General features: G+C 43.1%; 11 protein-coding genes and 1 tRNA gene. 2 read left to right on the top strand and 10 right to left on the bottom strand.

Annotated features, from left to right (window positions below; translation table 11 throughout):
• Positions 1-22: 22 nt before the first annotated feature.
• Positions 23-1,258: a pitrilysin family protein gene (locus tag QE357_RS14355; RefSeq protein ID WP_307143521.1), complete on the bottom strand. Its 1,236-nt coding sequence runs from the start codon at positions 1,256-1,258 to the stop codon at positions 23-25.
• 380 nt (positions 1,259-1,638) lie between these two features.
• Here QE357_RS14355 and QE357_RS14350 point away from each other — a divergent pair, with 380 nt between their 5' ends.
• Positions 1,639-2,613, top strand: coding sequence for a glycosyltransferase family 9 protein (locus QE357_RS14350; protein ID WP_309708680.1), 975 nt, complete (start codon positions 1,639-1,641; stop codon positions 2,611-2,613).
• Here QE357_RS14350 and QE357_RS14345 read toward each other — a convergent pair whose 3' ends face one another.
• The 4 genes from QE357_RS14345 to QE357_RS14330 all read right to left on the bottom strand — a co-directional run bounded on the left by QE357_RS14345 (position 2,614) and on the right by QE357_RS14330 (position 7,385).
• Positions 2,614-4,146, bottom strand: a complete 1,533-nt coding sequence (locus QE357_RS14345) for a DUF1097 domain-containing protein (protein ID WP_309708673.1) — start codon at positions 4,144-4,146, stop codon at positions 2,614-2,616.
• Between the two features lie 381 nt (positions 4,147-4,527).
• Positions 4,528-4,655 (bottom strand) — tRNA-OTHER (locus QE357_RS14340).
• A gap of 207 nt (positions 4,656-4,862) precedes the next feature.
• Complete coding sequence (locus QE357_RS14335; protein ID WP_309708670.1) at positions 4,863-5,633, bottom strand: DNA polymerase beta superfamily protein; 771 nt, start codon at positions 5,631-5,633, stop codon at positions 4,863-4,865.
• Positions 5,634-5,819: 186 nt separating this feature from the next.
• The gene (locus QE357_RS14330) at positions 5,820-7,385 is read right to left on the bottom strand and encodes a TROVE domain-containing protein (protein WP_309708667.1); all 1,566 of its coding nucleotides are present in this window, start codon (positions 7,383-7,385) and stop codon (positions 5,820-5,822) included.
• A 101-nt stretch (positions 7,386-7,486) separates the two neighbouring features.
• Here QE357_RS14330 and QE357_RS14325 point away from each other — a divergent pair, with 101 nt between their 5' ends.
• On the top strand, positions 7,487-8,530 hold the full coding sequence (locus QE357_RS14325) for a WYL domain-containing protein (RefSeq protein ID WP_309708664.1): 1,044 nt from the start codon (positions 7,487-7,489) through the stop codon (positions 8,528-8,530).
• A 4-nt stretch (positions 8,531-8,534) separates the two neighbouring features.
• Here QE357_RS14325 and QE357_RS14320 read toward each other — a convergent pair whose 3' ends face one another.
• The 5 genes from QE357_RS14320 to QE357_RS14300 form a co-directional block, all read right to left on the bottom strand.
• Positions 8,535-9,302, bottom strand: a complete 768-nt coding sequence (locus tag QE357_RS14320) for a TIGR03915 family putative DNA repair protein (RefSeq protein WP_309708661.1) — start codon at positions 9,300-9,302, stop codon at positions 8,535-8,537.
• A complete protein-coding gene (locus tag QE357_RS14315; RefSeq protein ID WP_309708659.1) occupies positions 9,303-10,565 on the bottom strand; it encodes a putative DNA modification/repair radical SAM protein in 1,263 nt (420 codons plus the stop codon). It lies immediately after the preceding gene.
• A 450-nt stretch (positions 10,566-11,015) separates the two neighbouring features.
• Entirely contained in the window at positions 11,016-12,425 is a 1,410-nt protein-coding gene (locus QE357_RS14310) for a tetratricopeptide repeat protein (protein ID WP_307143514.1), read from the bottom strand.
• A gap of 921 nt (positions 12,426-13,346) precedes the next feature.
• On the bottom strand, positions 13,347-16,346 hold the full coding sequence (locus QE357_RS14305) for a DUF2723 domain-containing protein (protein ID WP_106635738.1): 3,000 nt from the start codon (positions 16,344-16,346) through the stop codon (positions 13,347-13,349).
• Positions 16,347-16,515: 169 nt separating this feature from the next.
• Positions 16,516-17,847, bottom strand: coding sequence for an ABC transporter permease (locus QE357_RS14300; protein WP_307143512.1), 1,332 nt, complete (start codon positions 17,845-17,847; stop codon positions 16,516-16,518).
• Between the last annotated feature and the right edge of the window lie 13 nt (positions 17,848-17,860).

Below are 17,860 nucleotides of genomic sequence, written 5' to 3'. Positions count from 1 at the left end.
TTACCGTAATATTGAATATTTGTCAATGTTCTGGTAAAAAAGTAAGGCTACAGAATTGTTTTTCGTCAAACATTTCGTTCGCTAAGTCCTGTAATTCCTGAGCCGTAATGGCCTTAATATGCCCAAAAAGATTTTCCAGCGATTCAATCCGATGGGTATCGAGCAGGCTCTTGGCCATCATTAGCATATAACTCATGTTACCCTCTTCAGACATGGCCAGCTGCCCCATTAATTGTTGCTTGGTAATGTGTAACTGATTGGCTGTTAGAGGCTTTTCGCGTAACGTTTTGAGCTCCTTCTGAATCAGGGAATGGGTCTTGTTGAGCTGACTGGCTTCCGTACCAAAGTAAATGCCAAAATAACCCGTATCAGTAAACGGTGTATACTGAGCATCTATTCCATAAACCAGACCATATTTTTCACGAACGGAAAGGTTCAGCCGGGAATTCATACCGGGGCCGCCGAGTAGGTTAACCAGAAAGAAAAAGGGGAGACGTTTAGGGTCTTCCAGAGCATACGACTGACGGCCTATCGCCACCTGAGCCTGGGTAATGTTCCGGCGAACGGTTTGGCTTTGAGGCGTGTAAAGGGTAGGAGCCTGACGAATTCGCTGGGTTTTCTTGGCGGGAATATCCTTCAGTAGTCGTTCGGCCAGAGCTACTACTTTTTTGAAAGGTAGTTTACTAACTGACGAAACGATGATCTTTTCAGTATCAATATTCTGAGCAATGAATTCCTGGAAATCCTCGCGTTTGTAACGTTTCAGGCTATCGGCGTCACCCAGAATATTGGCTCCTAGCTGATGCTGAGTAAAAATCAGTCCATCAAAATCGTCCTGAATGGCATCTTCCGGCGAATCATAATACATGGAAATTTCTTCCAGAATGACATTACGTTCGCGTTCGATCTGCTTCTCAGGAAAAGAAGAATGGAACGTGATATCAGTGATCAGATCCAGAGCCTTATCGAAATGCTCCGTTAGAACCGAGGCATGAAAGCAGATTTTTTCCTTGGTCGTGTACGCGTTCAATTCGCCGCCTACGTTTTCCAGGCGATTAATGATCTGAAGGTTACTACGCCGTTCGGTGCCTTTGAAAGCCATGTGTTCCCAGAAATGAGCGAGACCTTGCTGATGAGGCTGTTCGTCCCGAGAACCAATATCGAGCATGATGCCCACGTGAGCAATCTGCGTATGTGTAAGCTGCTTGTGTACAATTCTTATCCCGTTGGGTAAAGTATGTAATTGGTATTCTTCCATTGATAATCAGGGCCACATTTCGCTGTGAAAGGAATCCTTTCATCTTCCTCCTATCTCTTTGATGAGAGAATACAATTGTCGTAAAGAAGAGTAAGCGGGTGTATATTACTCAAAGTTAACCGACATTAAAGCAAAATGTTAATAGTTAATAATGGTATTTAAATAGGATGATATTGCCTGAGTAAGTTTTTATGCGGAAGAAGTATTTGTGCGGCTCCCATTCATTTCAAACTTTTAAGCAGCTGCAAATATAAGAAGGAATGAATAACTGATTGGAAATCAAATAATAAACAAATGTGAAGGGCTGATCAGTACTACTGATCAGCAGAGAAGTATAAAATCCTCAAGGAGCATTGTTTTTTCTTGACGAACTTTGCAGGATGAAAATTCTGGTGATTCAAACGGCTTTTATTGGGGATGTAATTCTGGCGACCTCGTTGCTTGAAAAAATCCATCATCATTTCCCCGAAGCTGAGATTGATTTTTTGGTCAGACGAGGAAATGAAAGTCTGCTGAAAAACCATCCCTACTTGCACGAAACGCTGATTTGGGATAAAAAGTCGGGCAAGTACGCCAGTCTATGGAAGCTTCTCAAGACGATTCGTTCCCGGAAATACCAGTATGCCATTAATATTCAGCGATTCGGTACCACGGGCTTGTTAACGGCCTTTTCCGGGGCAGAAACGACGGTTGGTTTTGATAAAAATCCACTTAGTTTTCTGTTTTCAAAAAAAATCCAGCACCGCTTTGACGGTCCGCACGAAGTAGAGAGAAATACGGATCTGATTTCCTGGTTTACAGATGCTCAGGTTTTTCCGCCGCGATTGTACCCTTTCGAATTATCCCTTCAGCCTACCAGTCCTTACGTTTGTCTGGCACCTTCGTCGGTTTGGTTTACGAAACAATATCCAGAAGAAAAATGGGTGGAACTGATTCAACAGTTGCCCTCGCATTTACAGATTTATTTACTAGGTGGCCCCGGTGATCGGGAATTAGTGGAGCGAATTCAGAAAGCGGCCAATCGGGAGAAGGTTGAATCGTTGGCGGGTAAGTTAAGTCTCCTGGAATCAGCGGCTTTGATGAAAGGAGCCGTAATGAATTATGTGAACGATTCGGGTCCGATGCACTTATGCTCAGCGGTTAATGCTCCTACAACGGCCATTTTTTGTTCGACCGTCCCCACATTTGGCTTTGGCCCGCTGTCAGAGGTTTCCAGTATCGTAGAAGTTGACGAAAAACTAACCTGTCGTCCCTGCGGCATTCATGGATACAGAGAATGCCCCGAAGGGCATTTTAAATGCGGGAAAGACATCCGGACAGAACAGTTACTCGGCGTCTTAACTACCATGTCCTAGTTATTGAAAGTGGATGGTTCCCTCGCTTTGAGGATTTAGTCTGCCTTCTTGGTTATTAAAATAAAATTGATGCAATTGATAAGTACCTTCAGGAAAGCTTCCTTTTCTTAAGGGAGTATTGACTACATACCCCTTGCGAGTGACTTTTCCAGTAAGTAAAAGTTGTTTGAGAGAATTTCTAAGTAATTGCGTCGGTAGGAAAATAGTATCCATTTCAGAAGCCATTACTATAGCGTATCCTTCGTCTTTTTTAAAAATACCCGGAGCTTCTCCATTATAGACATGTACTGAAATAAATGGGTTATTAAACGAATTATTACTTCGTACAAGTAAGCACTTATGAAAACCCTGGTTTGTGATCTTCTTATTTTGAAAAGCAGTCAGAATATCATATTTGGGTAAGGTAACAAGAGGTGCCTTTTCTTGGTTAAAAAACGTATTATAATAATTTTCGTAAAATGCACTAGGCTGATATATTATCCAATTTTTATTAACCATAAAATTAATATAGCCAGTACTTAACAAATTACGCTGATTTAATAGGTTTATATAACTACTGAATTGACATACTCCCCATAGCAATGAACTGAAGACTAAAAAAACATAAGCAAAAATATGCTTATTGCGATTGTTATAAGTAAGGTAAGCTACGCAAAATAGCATATTAGCCAGAGCAATAATGGAATAAGGATAATATCGACTTTTAAAAATGACAAATATACCTTCTGAAGATCTCCCAATGGTAATAAAAGCAAATGTTATGAACATAAATAAAGAAACGGAAACGACTGCGATAGCATCACGATCCGTTCTCTGATAAGCCTTAAGAAGTACAAGAATGAAACAAATGATAATAAATAAACCAATATAGATAGCTGGATAAAAAAATGATATAACTGGTTCAGAATCAGAAAGATCTAAAGAGCTGTAATCAAAGTAAGTAGCTCCTGCCAAGCCTGTAATGATATTCAGAATTTTAGTAGGTAGATTGTCAAAAATGCCAGAAATTTTACTGCCAGAAGGGGTTTCTTTCAGCGTGACATGGCTAAGGTATAAACCAATTCCTAAGGCAGAACTAACCACCCACCCCATGAGAGCCTTATAGTTTTTTAAAAGTAATAAAGCCAGAAAACCAGCAGGCCAGATGGCCATTCCATTTCCCGAAGAAAAGGTACATATCATACCCGCTACAACCGCAGGAAGAAACGAGTATACTGAGAGCTTTTCAACTTTACATAGAAGATAAATAGTTAGAAAGCACATAAAGGTTACTCCCAAATGTTGCAGTCCAGCCATCGTCCAGAAAATGGCTTGGTAGGAGGCGAGAGAAACTAATACGAATGTAATGCTAAGTAACCAGATCCTTGGAAAGGATTTAATCCAACGCTGGTAGAAGAAAAAGATACTCGTCCAGGCTAATCCCGCCGATAAGGCGAATAGTGGCAAAGATATTTTACCCGTAATGCCGTAAAGAATAGATACAAGAATAGTAAAAAATAAAAGCTTATGTTCAACAAAATTATTGCTGATCATAAGCTGAATTTTTTCTGATAAAGAACTGGAGTTATGGAGCTTTAGTAAGAATTCATAAATAGTGGGTAAATCATCTCCAAAGGGAACTGGAGAAATGAAATAATATATGAAGAATAGAAAATTTAATAATAATATGAAGCAGATTAAATAAATTGATTTATTATTAGGGGATATAGCCTTACTCTTGAATCTAAGTGTCATACGAGTAATCAGATATAAAGTTAAGTTAGTGTGGAAGAATACCAAAGTAAGTCACTTAACGTAGTTAAATAACTCGTTCCACAAGGTAATAAAATAAATATTCCGTACAGTAATTTAAGTATTTTTATTTATTAAAATGAAAGGGCAATAGGCAAACAGTGCTTAAAACTGAACTACAAAGGCCGGACTCGAACCGGCGACCTTCCTGTTTCTAGGACGTTCTAACCGAAGGATCACTGCTTTACGGCACCTTTACAAAGGATGCAGGGTAATAAGTAGGGAAATGATCTGCTCTAACCAACTGAGCTACCTGATAAATTTCAGGGCCGGGTTCGAACCGGCGACCCGATGAAACACTCCCTGACGACACCTGCGGAGTACTGAGCAGCCCTATAGTAAGGAGTAATGTTTGATACGGGGATTTGAGGGCTCGAACCTCCGTTGAAACCAGCGTCTCAACGCTAACCAAGAAGTAACCCGTTTCTACGACATCCTTAAGAGCTGATTGAAGGTAATTAACGATAAAACTGGTTTTTGAGCTGGAAGTTATACTCTCTTAACATCCTTTCCAACGGCTCCGCCTTACCCTCCCGACGCGGTTGATTCGATTCCATACTACTTATATATTCCTGGATAACTCTGACCATACAACCTCTTTCTGCTTCAGCCACTTCCTGTGTTTCAAGTTCCTGCTGCTTACGTTCGAGGCTTTCCTTCGCCATGCTCAATACGGGAAAGTTAGTGTCGAACTGATCGAAAAGCTTTTCGACTGTAAGCTCTGGCAGAATACCCTGTCTGGCGATATCGGCGGATAATAACCCACGCAGGCAGTAAAAAACTACTTTATACGTGAATTTATTACCTGATGCGAGCAACTTCCAATGCGTCTTAGCCAGCGAGAAGTAATGACAATACAAATTACTGAAATTCAGGTGATTCGTTAGCTCTTTACTAAAAGATGACCAGTCGGGTAGGGCATTGAAGTAAATCAAATGTGCCCGAATCCATTCATAGGTGTTTGGATTCCCTTGGGCCAATAACCCAAACATTTTGTCCAGATCATAAGAGACAAAATCGAAATCTCCATCCATGACTTCAATGACATCCCGGTGCTTTCTGAAATCATAATATTGCTCCTGCGATTGGAGGTGAAATCCCCGCACGTCGTAGTCACTATTGGGACTGGCTATATTCCAAAGCCGACTCCCACTTTCAATGTAGAACAGCGGAATTCCCTTGTGAACAGTGAAAACCTTAGCAATCTGTTCTTGGATTAGTAAGTTCATGGTATGCAATAGATAAGGAGTAACAAGCGATTTGGGTCGGGGGACCGTAATGAGGACTCGAACCTCCATCCTGACCGAAGTCATAATGCCCACCCCCTAAGTGCTACGAAGTAACCCATCTCTACGACATCCTTAATTTCTGAGTTGATAGTTGCGGGTTAATGGAAAGTAATGAACAGCGATCTCTCAACTATAAATTCGAATATTTTCAATAACTGATTCATAGTCTTCCAGTGCGGCCAGAACCCCGAAAATTTTGTCACTCCAGCCTGCAATCAGGCAGACCTCATGATCAAGCATCTTCAAAGGAACCTGACCGTAGCCATTCAAATCGAACAGATATAAGCGAGCCTCGGCATGAACGTTAGCCTTATATTGTTTCCAGAGTCGAGACATGGGTTCATTACCGGTACCGGTGTTCCAGAGTTGTAAGTCGGTGAAGAACATGATTTTATCCACTTTTTCTTTCCGTTCCAGTAACTCCTTCAAAACCAGATGCCCGTTCGTGGCATAACCCACTTCACCCTCGCGTTTGTAAAACTCCTGAACGTTTGACAAAATATTACGTGTGGGAACTGGAATGCGTTTCCAGGTATTTCCAAACATGCCCACCTGTACATTTTCACAGCGGGATTGTAACATCATGGCTAGCATTAACCCAATGTCGTACAGTAATATTTTAGACTGCGGTGAGATAGGTCGCTGCATCGAGCCCGACACGTCACAGGCCAGCAGAACGCGGGTGTTTTCATCGAAACCACGAAAGTTTTTCGCACTGTGCTGGGCAGCACTTTCCAGACTGTCTAGTACTTCCTCAAGGTAACCTCGTCCATTCCAGAGCCTTTCCATCCAGTTTTTATTCTGATTCAAAGAACTCTTCAGGTTTAACAATTCACGATAGGCCGATAAGAATCGGAAGGGAAATTGTTTGGAGCGAGCCACCTGCTCGCCATTGGATAAGGTTTGTGTTACCTTCTTAAGGTGAGCATAAGACACTCCAGCTTGCAGAATATTCCGCAGGTTACGTAATAAAGCCATGTACCCCAGCTTATTACTATCGATGAGCTCTTCCCATTTTTGACGAAACGCGATGGTCTTTTCTTTCTCCGTTTCAAATTTCTGCTGGCCCAGCTGTGATAATTCCGTTTCCCAGGTGTAGGGTATGGCAAGCGTATGAGCTGCAATCTTATTGAATAACTCCTGTTGCTGCTGGTTTTTAGCTTTGGGGTGAACCAGAAACAAGGCATCCCGAAGCTTAATGGTTGTATCCCGATTGTATTTCGCAAACTGATATTCATCGAAACGATTAAATGCCGCAGCCAGCCCTTTCTGCATCTGCTTGGATAAACGATTCAGTTTTTTAAATCCTTCTCGCTTATTTAAAGTCTCATAGCAAGCTAGTAATTCCGTGATTTCGTCAGCCCGGGTAATGACTTTTTCGGTTGCCCAAGCTACGGTATTATCACCGGAATGAATTCGGGCTAACTCTGTAAGTAATACCAGCGGAACGGAACGCATGTGCATTTCATGGCGGGCGTAAATCGCTAACTGAGCTACGAAACCTGGTTTGTTTAGAGCAATCAGATGGCGAATTCGAATCAGCCGCTCGTCATTCTTTTCGTAGAACGTATCATTCAAGGACCAGGTTACTACAGCCGAATACAATGCCATCGCTGAATCCATGCGGTACGCTTTAGCTCCTTCGTGATTCAGGGTTACCTGGTTGTTTCTAGTAGTTGTATTGAATTTCATAACCTGTATTGTTTTGCTTTGGTGATACAAAGGTTTTGGGTGACTACGCAGTCTTTGTGCGTAGTAGAAATTATTTTCTATTTTTCTGAAAATTTTTTTCGATGCCCCTCAATCGCAACGCTCTTATCCGTTACCGAACCATTGATCAATGTCTGCAAAACCGATATCGTAAATGGACGCTGGACAATCTAATGGACGCTTGTTCAGAAGCTTTGTATGAATTTCAGGGAATTGAAAAAGGCGTGAGTCGCCGGACGGTTCAGGCCGACCTTGAGATGATGCGAAGCTCGAAGCTGGGGTATGAAGCTCCCATTATCGTTGTTGATCGGAAGTATTACACGTATGCGGATAAGAATTTCAGCATTACCAACATTCCGCTGAATGCTCAGGATATGCAGGTATTGAGTGAAGTTGCGGGCTTATTACAGCAATTCAAAGGCTTCAATCACTTCGCCGATTTACGGGAAATGGTGAGTAAACTGGAAGACAAGATTTATACCCAGCAGACGAGTAGTTCGCCCGTTGTTGATTTTGAGAAAAATGACCACTTGGTCGGCTTGAATTACATCGAAACCATTCGGAAAGCGATTGTTAACAAGACGACTTTGTGCATGACCTATCAGTCTTTCCGGGCCCGGCAACCCGCTACGTTTTGTTTTAGTGCTTTTTTACTGAAAGAATACCGAAACCGTTGGTTTGTACTGGGGCAATCGCATCAAAAACAGAAACCCATTTTAACCCTGGCATTAGACCGTATTCAAGATCTGGAAGAGGATAAAAAAGAAACTTACCGCGAGAATGACTCACTGGATTTGAAGACTTTTTACTCGGATGTAGTCGGGGTAACCAAAACGCCGGGACAAAAAAGCTGTGAAGTGGTTTTCTGGATAGATCCGATGAATGCCCCGTATGTAATCACCAAGCCGATTCATGCGTCACAAGAGCTAATTTCCAGAGACAAAACGGGTTCCATTTTTCGAATTAAGGTGGTTCTTAACTTTGAACTGGAGCGGGAATTATTAGGCTTTGGTGGAAAGCTGAAAGTAATAAGACCCCGTTTGTTGCGTAGTCGAATGATCAAATGCGTGCAATCGGCTTTGGCTAATTATGAAAACCCACTTGCTGAAAGTAATGAAGATGAATGATTACCTAATAAACCTGCTTCTCCGTTAAATACCGCCAGAAGCGGCGGGGCATGCTTCGAACCTGTAGTTTAATATTCCGTCGGGAAGCGATGTTGGTGCTTTTGAAGTAATCCTTCCACAGCAACTGATACATTTCTTCATTCGTCTCCTCAGAAATGGGAGCAGGGAGATTACTGGTGTTATGCTTCTGGAAATCAATGTTAATAAGTTCCAGATTTCGCAGGTTATAATAAAGACCGTACCGCCGCTGGTGGTCATAAATAACCCAGGGCTGATCGGCGTAACGGTCTTTGAAGTGTTTGGCAATGAGTGGCAGAACGTTGTACTTTGGCTCTACCGGGGCATAATACATCCCATCGCTGGTTTGCTGAAAACGAATGAAGGCTTCCAGGTGATGCTTTTCCCGCTCTACTTTTCGGGCCGTCTGAGTTACGTATAAAACGGAATCATTCCCATAATTATCTTCTGGATTTTCTACGTCACTGAAGACGTAAACGGCAAACTGAAAAAGGTGCTGAAAGGCTTCGGGTAACTCAGACAGAAAGGTGCAGTAAAAATTTCGCCAACCCGCATTCGTCAGTTTTTTCTGTAAACCCGTAGCTACGCGGGTAGCTTTTTCAGCATCAGTACTAACAACATACGCCGGATTAAACGCACTTGGCTGGGAATGCTTTTCGGAGTTAACCAGAATAGCCCCCGGCTTGCGATTGTACCAATCGAAGATCAGGGTTAACAACCCTTCCAGCGTATCGTCAAAAACATAAGTTTCCATCTAAAACAGGCTTAACTGCTGCGTAGCGGCTTTCTGAAACTTCCCGTGGCTATTGCCCAAAATGAAGTTTTTGATTTGCGTAGGTTGCCAGTCTTTGGAAAGAAAAGGCGTATCCGCACAACGGATGAAATATTTGGCCCGATTATAAGCAATGCCAAGTTTTTGCAATTGATGCGTGCGTAACTGCCCAAAGCGACGAGCGGCAATGATTTTCTGAGCAGAGCCTACGCCAATACCCGGTACGCGAAGAATCATGTCGTACTCAGCCTTATTGATGTCAATGGGAAATTCGTGCAGATTCCGTAAAGCCCAGCTTAGTTTGGGGTCAATTTCAGTTTCGAGATTGGGGTGAGCCTCATTGAGAATTTCTTCCACCCGGAATCGGTAAAATCGTAGTAACCAATCGGTTTGATACAAACGATTTTCCCGCAGTAAGAGAGGCTGACTCCCAATGGAAGGTAACAAACGGTCGTCTTCCCGAATGGGAACGTAACCTGAATAATAGACTCGTTTCAGCGAATAGTCTTTGTAAAAGCGATCGGCGGTATACATAACCTCCAGGTCCGATTCGGGCGTGACTCCCACAACCATTTGAGTACTTTGCCCCGCCGGAACGAATTTAGGTGTACTTTTGATCAGTTTGGTATCTGCCTTATAGATCTGAATTTGCTGATTAACAAAATGCAGCGGCTTCTTTACGTCCTCGTGGCTTTTCTCGGGAGCCATCAGTTTCAAACCCGCCTCCGTTGGCATTTCTAGGTTAATACTCATCCGATCAGCGTAAAGGCCCGCTTCCTGAATCAGTTCCTCACTGGCTCCGGGAATGGTTTTAAGGTGAATATAGCCATTAAAACGCTCCTCAATTCGAAGTTTCTTGATAATACGGAGAAGTCGCTCCATCGTATAATCCGCATTCTTGAAAATGCCGGAACTCAGAAATAATCCTTCGATGTAATTCCGACGATAGAAGTTGATAGTTAAATCAACGACTTCTTCGACCGTAAAAGCGGCCCGCTGCACATCGTTACTTTTTCGTGAAACGCAGAAGGCACAGTCGTAAATACAGTGATTGGTTAAGAGAATCTTCAGCAGGGACACACAGCGACCATCTTCCGTGAACGAATGACAAATGCCATTAGCTTTGCTGTCGCCCAAACCCTTATTCTCATTCTTGCGATTGCCTCCGCTGGATGCACAGGAGACGTCATACTTAGCTGCATCAGCAAGAATTTGTAGTTTTTCGCTGGCCCTGATTAAATTCATATTTATAATATTTGTGTAAATATATTAACTTAAAATAAGTAAAAACAGTTTAAATGAATATAATTAATAGTTAATGAATAAATATTTTACCTAAAAATCTCTGCCAGCGTTTAAAAATGGTCTATGTAATAGGGAAACCATGTATTAGCCTCCCACTTTGTTGGTGAGGGTAGTTGGGTGAAGTATTCATACCCCATGTCATCCAGAGCGAAGCGAAGGATCTTATTGCGTTTCGGATTAGCTTAGTGATGAGGAAACGTTAACAACCCCAACACTGACCCAGTCCACTGAAGCTCTCTCACTTCATTCGAGATGACAGTTTAGAGGACCTGCCGTTATTTCATCAATTGGAGAAGGCTTCTAAATCATGGGTCTTGTACCGTTTTTTACAGAGCACAAAAAAAAGACCCGGATTATAGTCCGGGTCTTTGGTTGATAACTAACAAGTTATTACTCCTTCTTATACTGCTCGATGATTTTGTAAAGAGCCTTCTGCGTCTCCAAACTGGTGAAGTATTCGAACAGCATAATGTGCATGTCGTAATTAAGCGTAAGGGCCGTTTCCAGGTATAAAAAGGCTTCGCGAAATTTGCCGTTATGAATCAGGTAAACAGTTAACTGATAATACAATTCCCCTTCATCCGGGCATTCGTCCAGAGCCTGATTAATAACGTCGATGGCCTGATCAAAATCGCCCTGTTCGTAGTACAAGAGCGACCATTTTACCCAAATTTCAACGTCTTCAGGAGCAATTTCAACACCAGCTTTGTAGGCTTCTTCCGAAGAAAAAGCATTTCCAATGCGTTGTTCCGTTTCGGCTACGGCGAGCCAGTAATCGGCGTTTTTCTTGTTTAGGTTCAGGGCTTTCCGCAGGTAATGCAGAGCCTGAAACCATTTGTTCATTTCATACAGACAAACGCCCACCCCGTACCAGCCTTCATCCCACAACTGATCCAGAGCAATGGCATCTTTATACTGCTTGATGGCCTCTTCATACTTCATTTGCTTTTCCAGACTGGCGGCCAGACAGCAAATGGTTTCGGGCGTTGGATCTTCATTCGCCAGCGTTTTTTCGTAAGCTTCCTGAGCTTCCTGAAAACGATCCAGGTTCATGTAGGTGTTACCCAGATTGTAATATGCCGAGGCAAAATTTTTCTTCAGATACGTAGCATATTCGTAGGCTTCGGCAGCGTCATCGTACCGTTCCAGTTTCGAATAAGCGATACCGAGGTTATACCAGGCATTGTACGAAGAAGGATCACGATCCGTAAACTCCAGGTAATAGGGAAGGCTTTCTTCCAGTTTACCGAGTTGATCGAGGCAGTTTGCCAGCTCGTATAAAGCATTTTCATTACTCAAGTCGCCGTGAATGGCTTCGCGGTAATGCTCAATGGCTTCTTCAAATTTTCCCCATTGCTGGTAAGCCAGACCAATGTGGTAATGCACTTCATCTTTTTCTTCGGCGTAATCGAGCACTTCTTTGAGCATTTCAATGGCATGCTCATAGTCGCCGATCAGGCCATAAACCGTACTACGGAGATAAAAAATGTCTAAATCATGGGGATTGAAAAGGGCCGCACGTTCCAGTAGATCGAGAGCTTCGTCGTACCGTTGAAAATTGGCCATAATCTGAGCCTGATTTAGCATCAACTCTAATGAATAGGGATATTGAGATAACCCGTATTCGCAGGCTTTAAGAGCGTCCTCTAACTTGCCTTCTTCCAGATAGTGTTCAACAATTTGCTCGTAAGTATCCAGATCAAAGAATGAATCTTCCCGACTATTCAACATATTCTCAAATCGTCTCACAGAATCCTGTGTTGTTTCCGGGCGGTCGTCGAATTCAGGTTGTTCCATCATAAGGCAACGGGTATAATGACAAACGTGAATAAACAAAGGTGGTTCTAACTACTTGTTAAGCAACCCACTAAGCACAATCACACTAATTCACGTTATTGGTTTTCATGTTAAGGAACATTCTAAGATATATAGAAAATTCCATTTTCCTAAGGTTAGACTTAAAAACTTGGGTGAACAAAAGCAAGCTTTAGAAGCTTTCTGCCCTGAAATCACTCAGAATGAATTGAAGAGTTATTAGGATTTTTTTGGGGGGATAATCGAAAATAGGCTTTACAAGCGGCTTGGCTATTACTTATCCTATGTTTACTTAACCGATTGACTTTCGGATTTGTATGTATGAAAACCGTGGCTTTAAAACGGAGAACACAACCCAGCAGGGATTAGCTTTTCGTTGGTAGTATGGAATTAAGGAGAAAATCTTTGCTTACCGAATAGCGTGGCTCGGACAGCGAAAAAGGAAAATGAACGGAGTTTAAGAGTCTCTCAAAAATAAGGTTTTAATAAATGTTGCTTCCCCGGATCCATCCGGGGCTATTTGAATATTGAACCCCGCTGGGATTGTTGTTATCATAAATTTACAACAAATAACCCCGGAGGGGTTAAACATGGATAGCCCCGGATGGAATCCGGGGACTAAGGCAGGTTCCATCTGCCGTTATCCCTCAAGCCTGTCATTCACAGCCAAGGGAAGAAACGCATTCCGATTCGGTTAATGTCTTCGGTTACAAATTTTAGACAGCTTTTAAGATATGATCTTTCCTGCCGTTGCCAGCTTTTCGCTGGCAGCAACAAGCTAAAGTCATCCAGACCAGGGTTTTTATGCTGGCAAAAGGAAAATGAAGGGAGTTTAGATATGATCTATTAAACGTAAAGACCCGCCAACGAGCGGGTCTTTACGTTTAATAGATCACAAAAACTTGATTATTCCGCTCCGCTACCATCATCTAAACGATTGCCTAGACGCTGATACTGGCGATTGAACATCTGTTCGTATTTGTTAGCTTCATTTTCCAGCTTGGCATCATGCAATTGCTGAACCACTAAATTCATTTCATAGAGGTTAACCCGAATGTCCTGACTATCGCCATTGGATTCAATGAAATAATTCAGGTTTTCGTCGCAACGCTTCATGATCGTTTGAGCCATTTGCAGAGCTTTTGCTTTTTCACCTACCGAAATCAGCGGTCCGATGAAGCTTACCGAAATCTGATCGTAAGGAATAGCTTTGTCAGGAATAACTTCCAGACAGTGATTCAGAACGGCTTTAGCTTTGTCCAGTTTGTTTTCCTGAATCAGTTGATTCGCTAGACGATAAAAGGCAATACGAGCCGAAACTACGGGAGCTCCCCGGTACGTTTCGTCGTAATAAACCTTCGGGTTATTCATTTCACGCCAAGCCATTTTCGTCATCATTTTCTCGTACATAATGTCCGAGTTAACGAAGCCGTCACGGGCACCGGGTACTTTGAATGGCATCAGACGATACGCATAACCTTCGAGTTGTAAAAACTCTTTCAGACCCAGGAAGCTTTGTGAACCTAACGTCGAAGCAAAGTAAATCGGACGCTCAAAGTTGTTATGAGCGATGATGTCTAACTGAATTAACTCTGGCTTGGTGATGTCACTCTGACCATAACTCCAGGTAAGACGGTCGCTATTCAACAGAGGTTCGAATTCCTTAGAAACGATTCCCATCTGACGAATCTTCGTCGAGTCCAGTTTCAGCGAGAATACCGACGAAGGTAGCACGTTCATCTGGCCCAGGGTAGTCTGTACCTGAATAGCAGGGTTATTCTGTTTCACCAACTGAATATATTCCTGTAAGTCAATGCCATCTTTTACGTTCGGGTTTTCTGAGAAAGGAATCTGATCATTAATACCCGTACGGAAGTTATCCATTTCCAGAGAAATCGGCAGGGGCTGAGATTCATACGTCTTCCGTTTCATCTGCTCGATATACCAGTCCGTACCTAATAAGGAAAGGTTACATACCCGAACGTCCGTACGGAAATGTTCTACTTCCTGAACGTACCATAAAGGGAACGTATCGTTATCTCCACCTGTAAACAGAATGGCGTTTGGGGCACAGGAGCTTAACAGATTTTTCGCGAAATCGACCGAATGCCAGCGGTTCGAACGATCGTGGTTATCCCAGCTTTTCGCACCCATCATGATAGGTACTCCAATGGTTAATACGAAAGCTAAACCACCCGTAGTGACCATATTCTTGGAAACGCGACTGAGTAACTGTTGCAAAGCAATAACACCTAAACCTGCCCATAGAGCAAAGAAATAGAACGAACCTACGTAGATGTAATCCCGTTCGCGAGGCTCGGTTGGGGGAGAGTTCAGGAATACCACCAGAGCCAGACCCGTCATAATAAAGCTGATGGCAACGATGAGCCAGTCTTTGTCTTTACGTAAGAATTGGAGCACAAATCCTAGCAAACCCAGAATCAAAGGCAACATATAGAAATTGTCGTGGCCTTTGTTAGTGGCGATACTTTCCGGAAGGTTCGATTTGCCGGGACGCGTCCAGTCGGCCCACTCGTAATCACTTTCACGACCAGCGAAATTCCACATGAAATAACGCATGTACATAAAGCCCATCTGACGGGTGAACATGTAACTAATGTTCTGTCCAAACGTTGGTTTTACGTAACGCGATTGATCGGTAGGGTCTTTAGGTAATCCTAAAATGGAAGCGTATAACTGAGCATGGCCGGGTTGTTGGGACCACAAGCGGGGAAGAAGCATTTGCTGATCTTTTTCCCACACGTACTCGGGTTTGTAGTCATAAATTTTATATTGACCGCCTTCCATTTTATACATCGGGTCGCCACGTTTAATGTCCGTTACACGAGCCGTGAAGAGCGGTCCATAAGTTAAAGAGCGGCTTCCGTATTGTTCACGTTTGAGGTAGCTCAGGTAGCTGATGGCATCCGAAGGATTGTTCTCGTTGATTGGCGGATTAAAGTTTGCCCGAACCAGTACCTGCGTGTAGGAAATGTAACCAATCAGTACAAACGCCAGTGATAAAACCGCTGTGCTCAGGGTAGGGTTATTTTTCTTCTGAGCGTAAATAACGCCGTAAATTACGGCTCCGAAAAAGACCACTACGAAGAACAGAACCCCCGTGTTATAAGGTAATCCAAAGGAATTTGCGAAGAGTTTTTCAAAGAAGAAGGCCAGACCGGGAATGCCAGGAATGATACCGGCATTGATAATACCCAGAATCACAACACCTACAACTAAGGCAGCAATCCCGCCGAAAAGCGTAGGCTTTTCTTTCTTCTTGAAGTAATACAGCAGAGCTAGAGAAGGAATCGTAACCAGGTTTAGTAAGTGAATACCGATGGAAAGACCCGTCAGGTAAGCAATTAAAATGATCCATCGGTTAGCGGCAGATTCGTCTTCAATGAGTTCCCAGCGGTACATGGCCCAGAAAACCAGGGCAGTAAAGAAGGATGACATGGCGTATACTTCGGCCTCAACGGCTGAAAACCAGAACGTATCACTAAAGGTATAGATCAAGGAACCCACAATCCCGGCTCCTAAGACGCCAATGCCTTCACCCAAACTCAGTTGATCTGCTTTTTTATCGAAAAGCTTGCGACCCAGCATGGTGAGCGTCCAGAACATGAACAGAATGGTAAAGGCACTAGCCATGACGGACATCATGTTGATCCAGAATGCTACGCGGGTTAAGTCACTACCGGCAAACAGTGCGAACATTCTACCCAGAAGCAGGAAGATGGGTGCTCCGGGGGGGTGGGGTACCTGTAATTTAAAAGAACACGCAATGAATTCACCACAATCCCAGAAACTGGCGGTTTGCTCAACGGTCGAGGCATAGGTGAACAACGCAATGGCAAAGACACTCCAACCCAGAAGGTTATTGAGCCGCTGAAAATTTTTCATGAAGTAGTTTTATGCTAAATAATCTAATTACGGATGATGGTTGTAGGGATAGATTGGCCAAAAATAGCAAAAAGCCCCCGACCAATAGGGCTAGGGGCGTTAAAATCTGTTAAGTAATCTAAACGTTGGCTACCAGGAGATGGTTTTTAAAGAACTTTTGCTATGAAAACTAGACCTTATAGAAAATCCATTTGGATAGTTCTTTTAGCGTAACCTTCTTACCGTACATCAGAATTCCGACGCGATAAATCCGGGCAGCGAGCCAGGTCGTACCGATAAAGCCCAGCACCAGTAAAGCCATGGATAACCCAATTTCCCACCATTCGACCCCAAAGGGAATGCGAGCCATCATATTGACGGGGGAGGTAAACGGAATGATTGAAGCCCAGAAGGCAATTTTACTATCTGGCTCATTGATGATGAAACTCATCAGCATAATACTGATAATGAGCGGCATCGTTACCGGGAAAATTAGCTGCTGTCCTTCCTGCGGACTTTCCACTGCCGAACCAACGGCGGCGAATAAGGCACTGTAGAAGAGGTAACCGCCCAGGTAATAAAAGAGGAATAAGGTCAGGATTTTAGCCCAGGGTAAATCGCCAATGGTATCCATAATACCCATGACTTTGGAGCCAGGACCAGCTTCGCTCATTTGCTTCACGGCGGCTTCCACCTGTTTTTGACTGGCCTGACTGCTCAATTCCGTTTTAGCTTTCGATTCAAGTTTGACTTTCAGAAAATGCGTCGTAGCACTGGAAATAGCAATCGTTAAACTGATCCAGAGTACAAACTGGGTTAATCCAACCAACCCTACGCCGATGATTTTTCCCATCATCAATTCTATCGGACGAACCGAAGAGACGATTACTTCAATGATGCGGTTACTTTTTTCTTCAATAACCCCGTTCATTACCTGTGATCCCGAGAAGAAAACGACGAAGTAAAGTAACAGGGCAATGGCGTAACCTAACCCCATTGAAACGCCAGTATTACTCGATTTTTCCTGTCCCTCGGTTAAACTGTAGGTTTCGGCATTGACGTTAACCCGGTTATCTTCAATGATTTGCGTATCGATACCGGCCCGTTTGAGCCGCTGATTGCGAACTTCGGCCTGAACGATGTTCTCAATGTCGTTCTGTAAATTCAGGCCCACGCTTTTTTCAGAAAAAATTTCCAGCCCGTTCGGATGGTCAATAATATCAGCCGGAATATGAACCAGGGCCGTCACCTTATTTTTTTTAAGGTCAGCTTTTGCCTGCGATACAGGAGCTTTTTTAAAGGTATAAGCGTAGTCTTTACCGCTCTTGAATTTATCCTTGAAAAGCCCGGTTTCATCAATAACTTCAATCGTTTTCAGATCGCCGCCTGCAAAAAACAGCAGGGCCGGGATAGCGTAAATGGCAGTAATTAATAGGGGTGTGATAAGCGTAGTAATCCAGAAAGAACGCTTCCGTACCCGCGTCATGTACTCCCGCTGGAGAATGAGGAGAATTTTATTCATAAGGTAAAGCAGG

This window comes from Siphonobacter sp. SORGH_AS_0500 (genome assembly GCF_031453245.1).
In the GTDB taxonomy this organism is placed as follows: Bacteria; Bacteroidota; Bacteroidia; order Cytophagales; family Spirosomataceae; genus Siphonobacter.
Note: the sequence above shows the minus strand (reverse complement) of the source record. Positions and strands in the feature narration are given on the sequence as shown.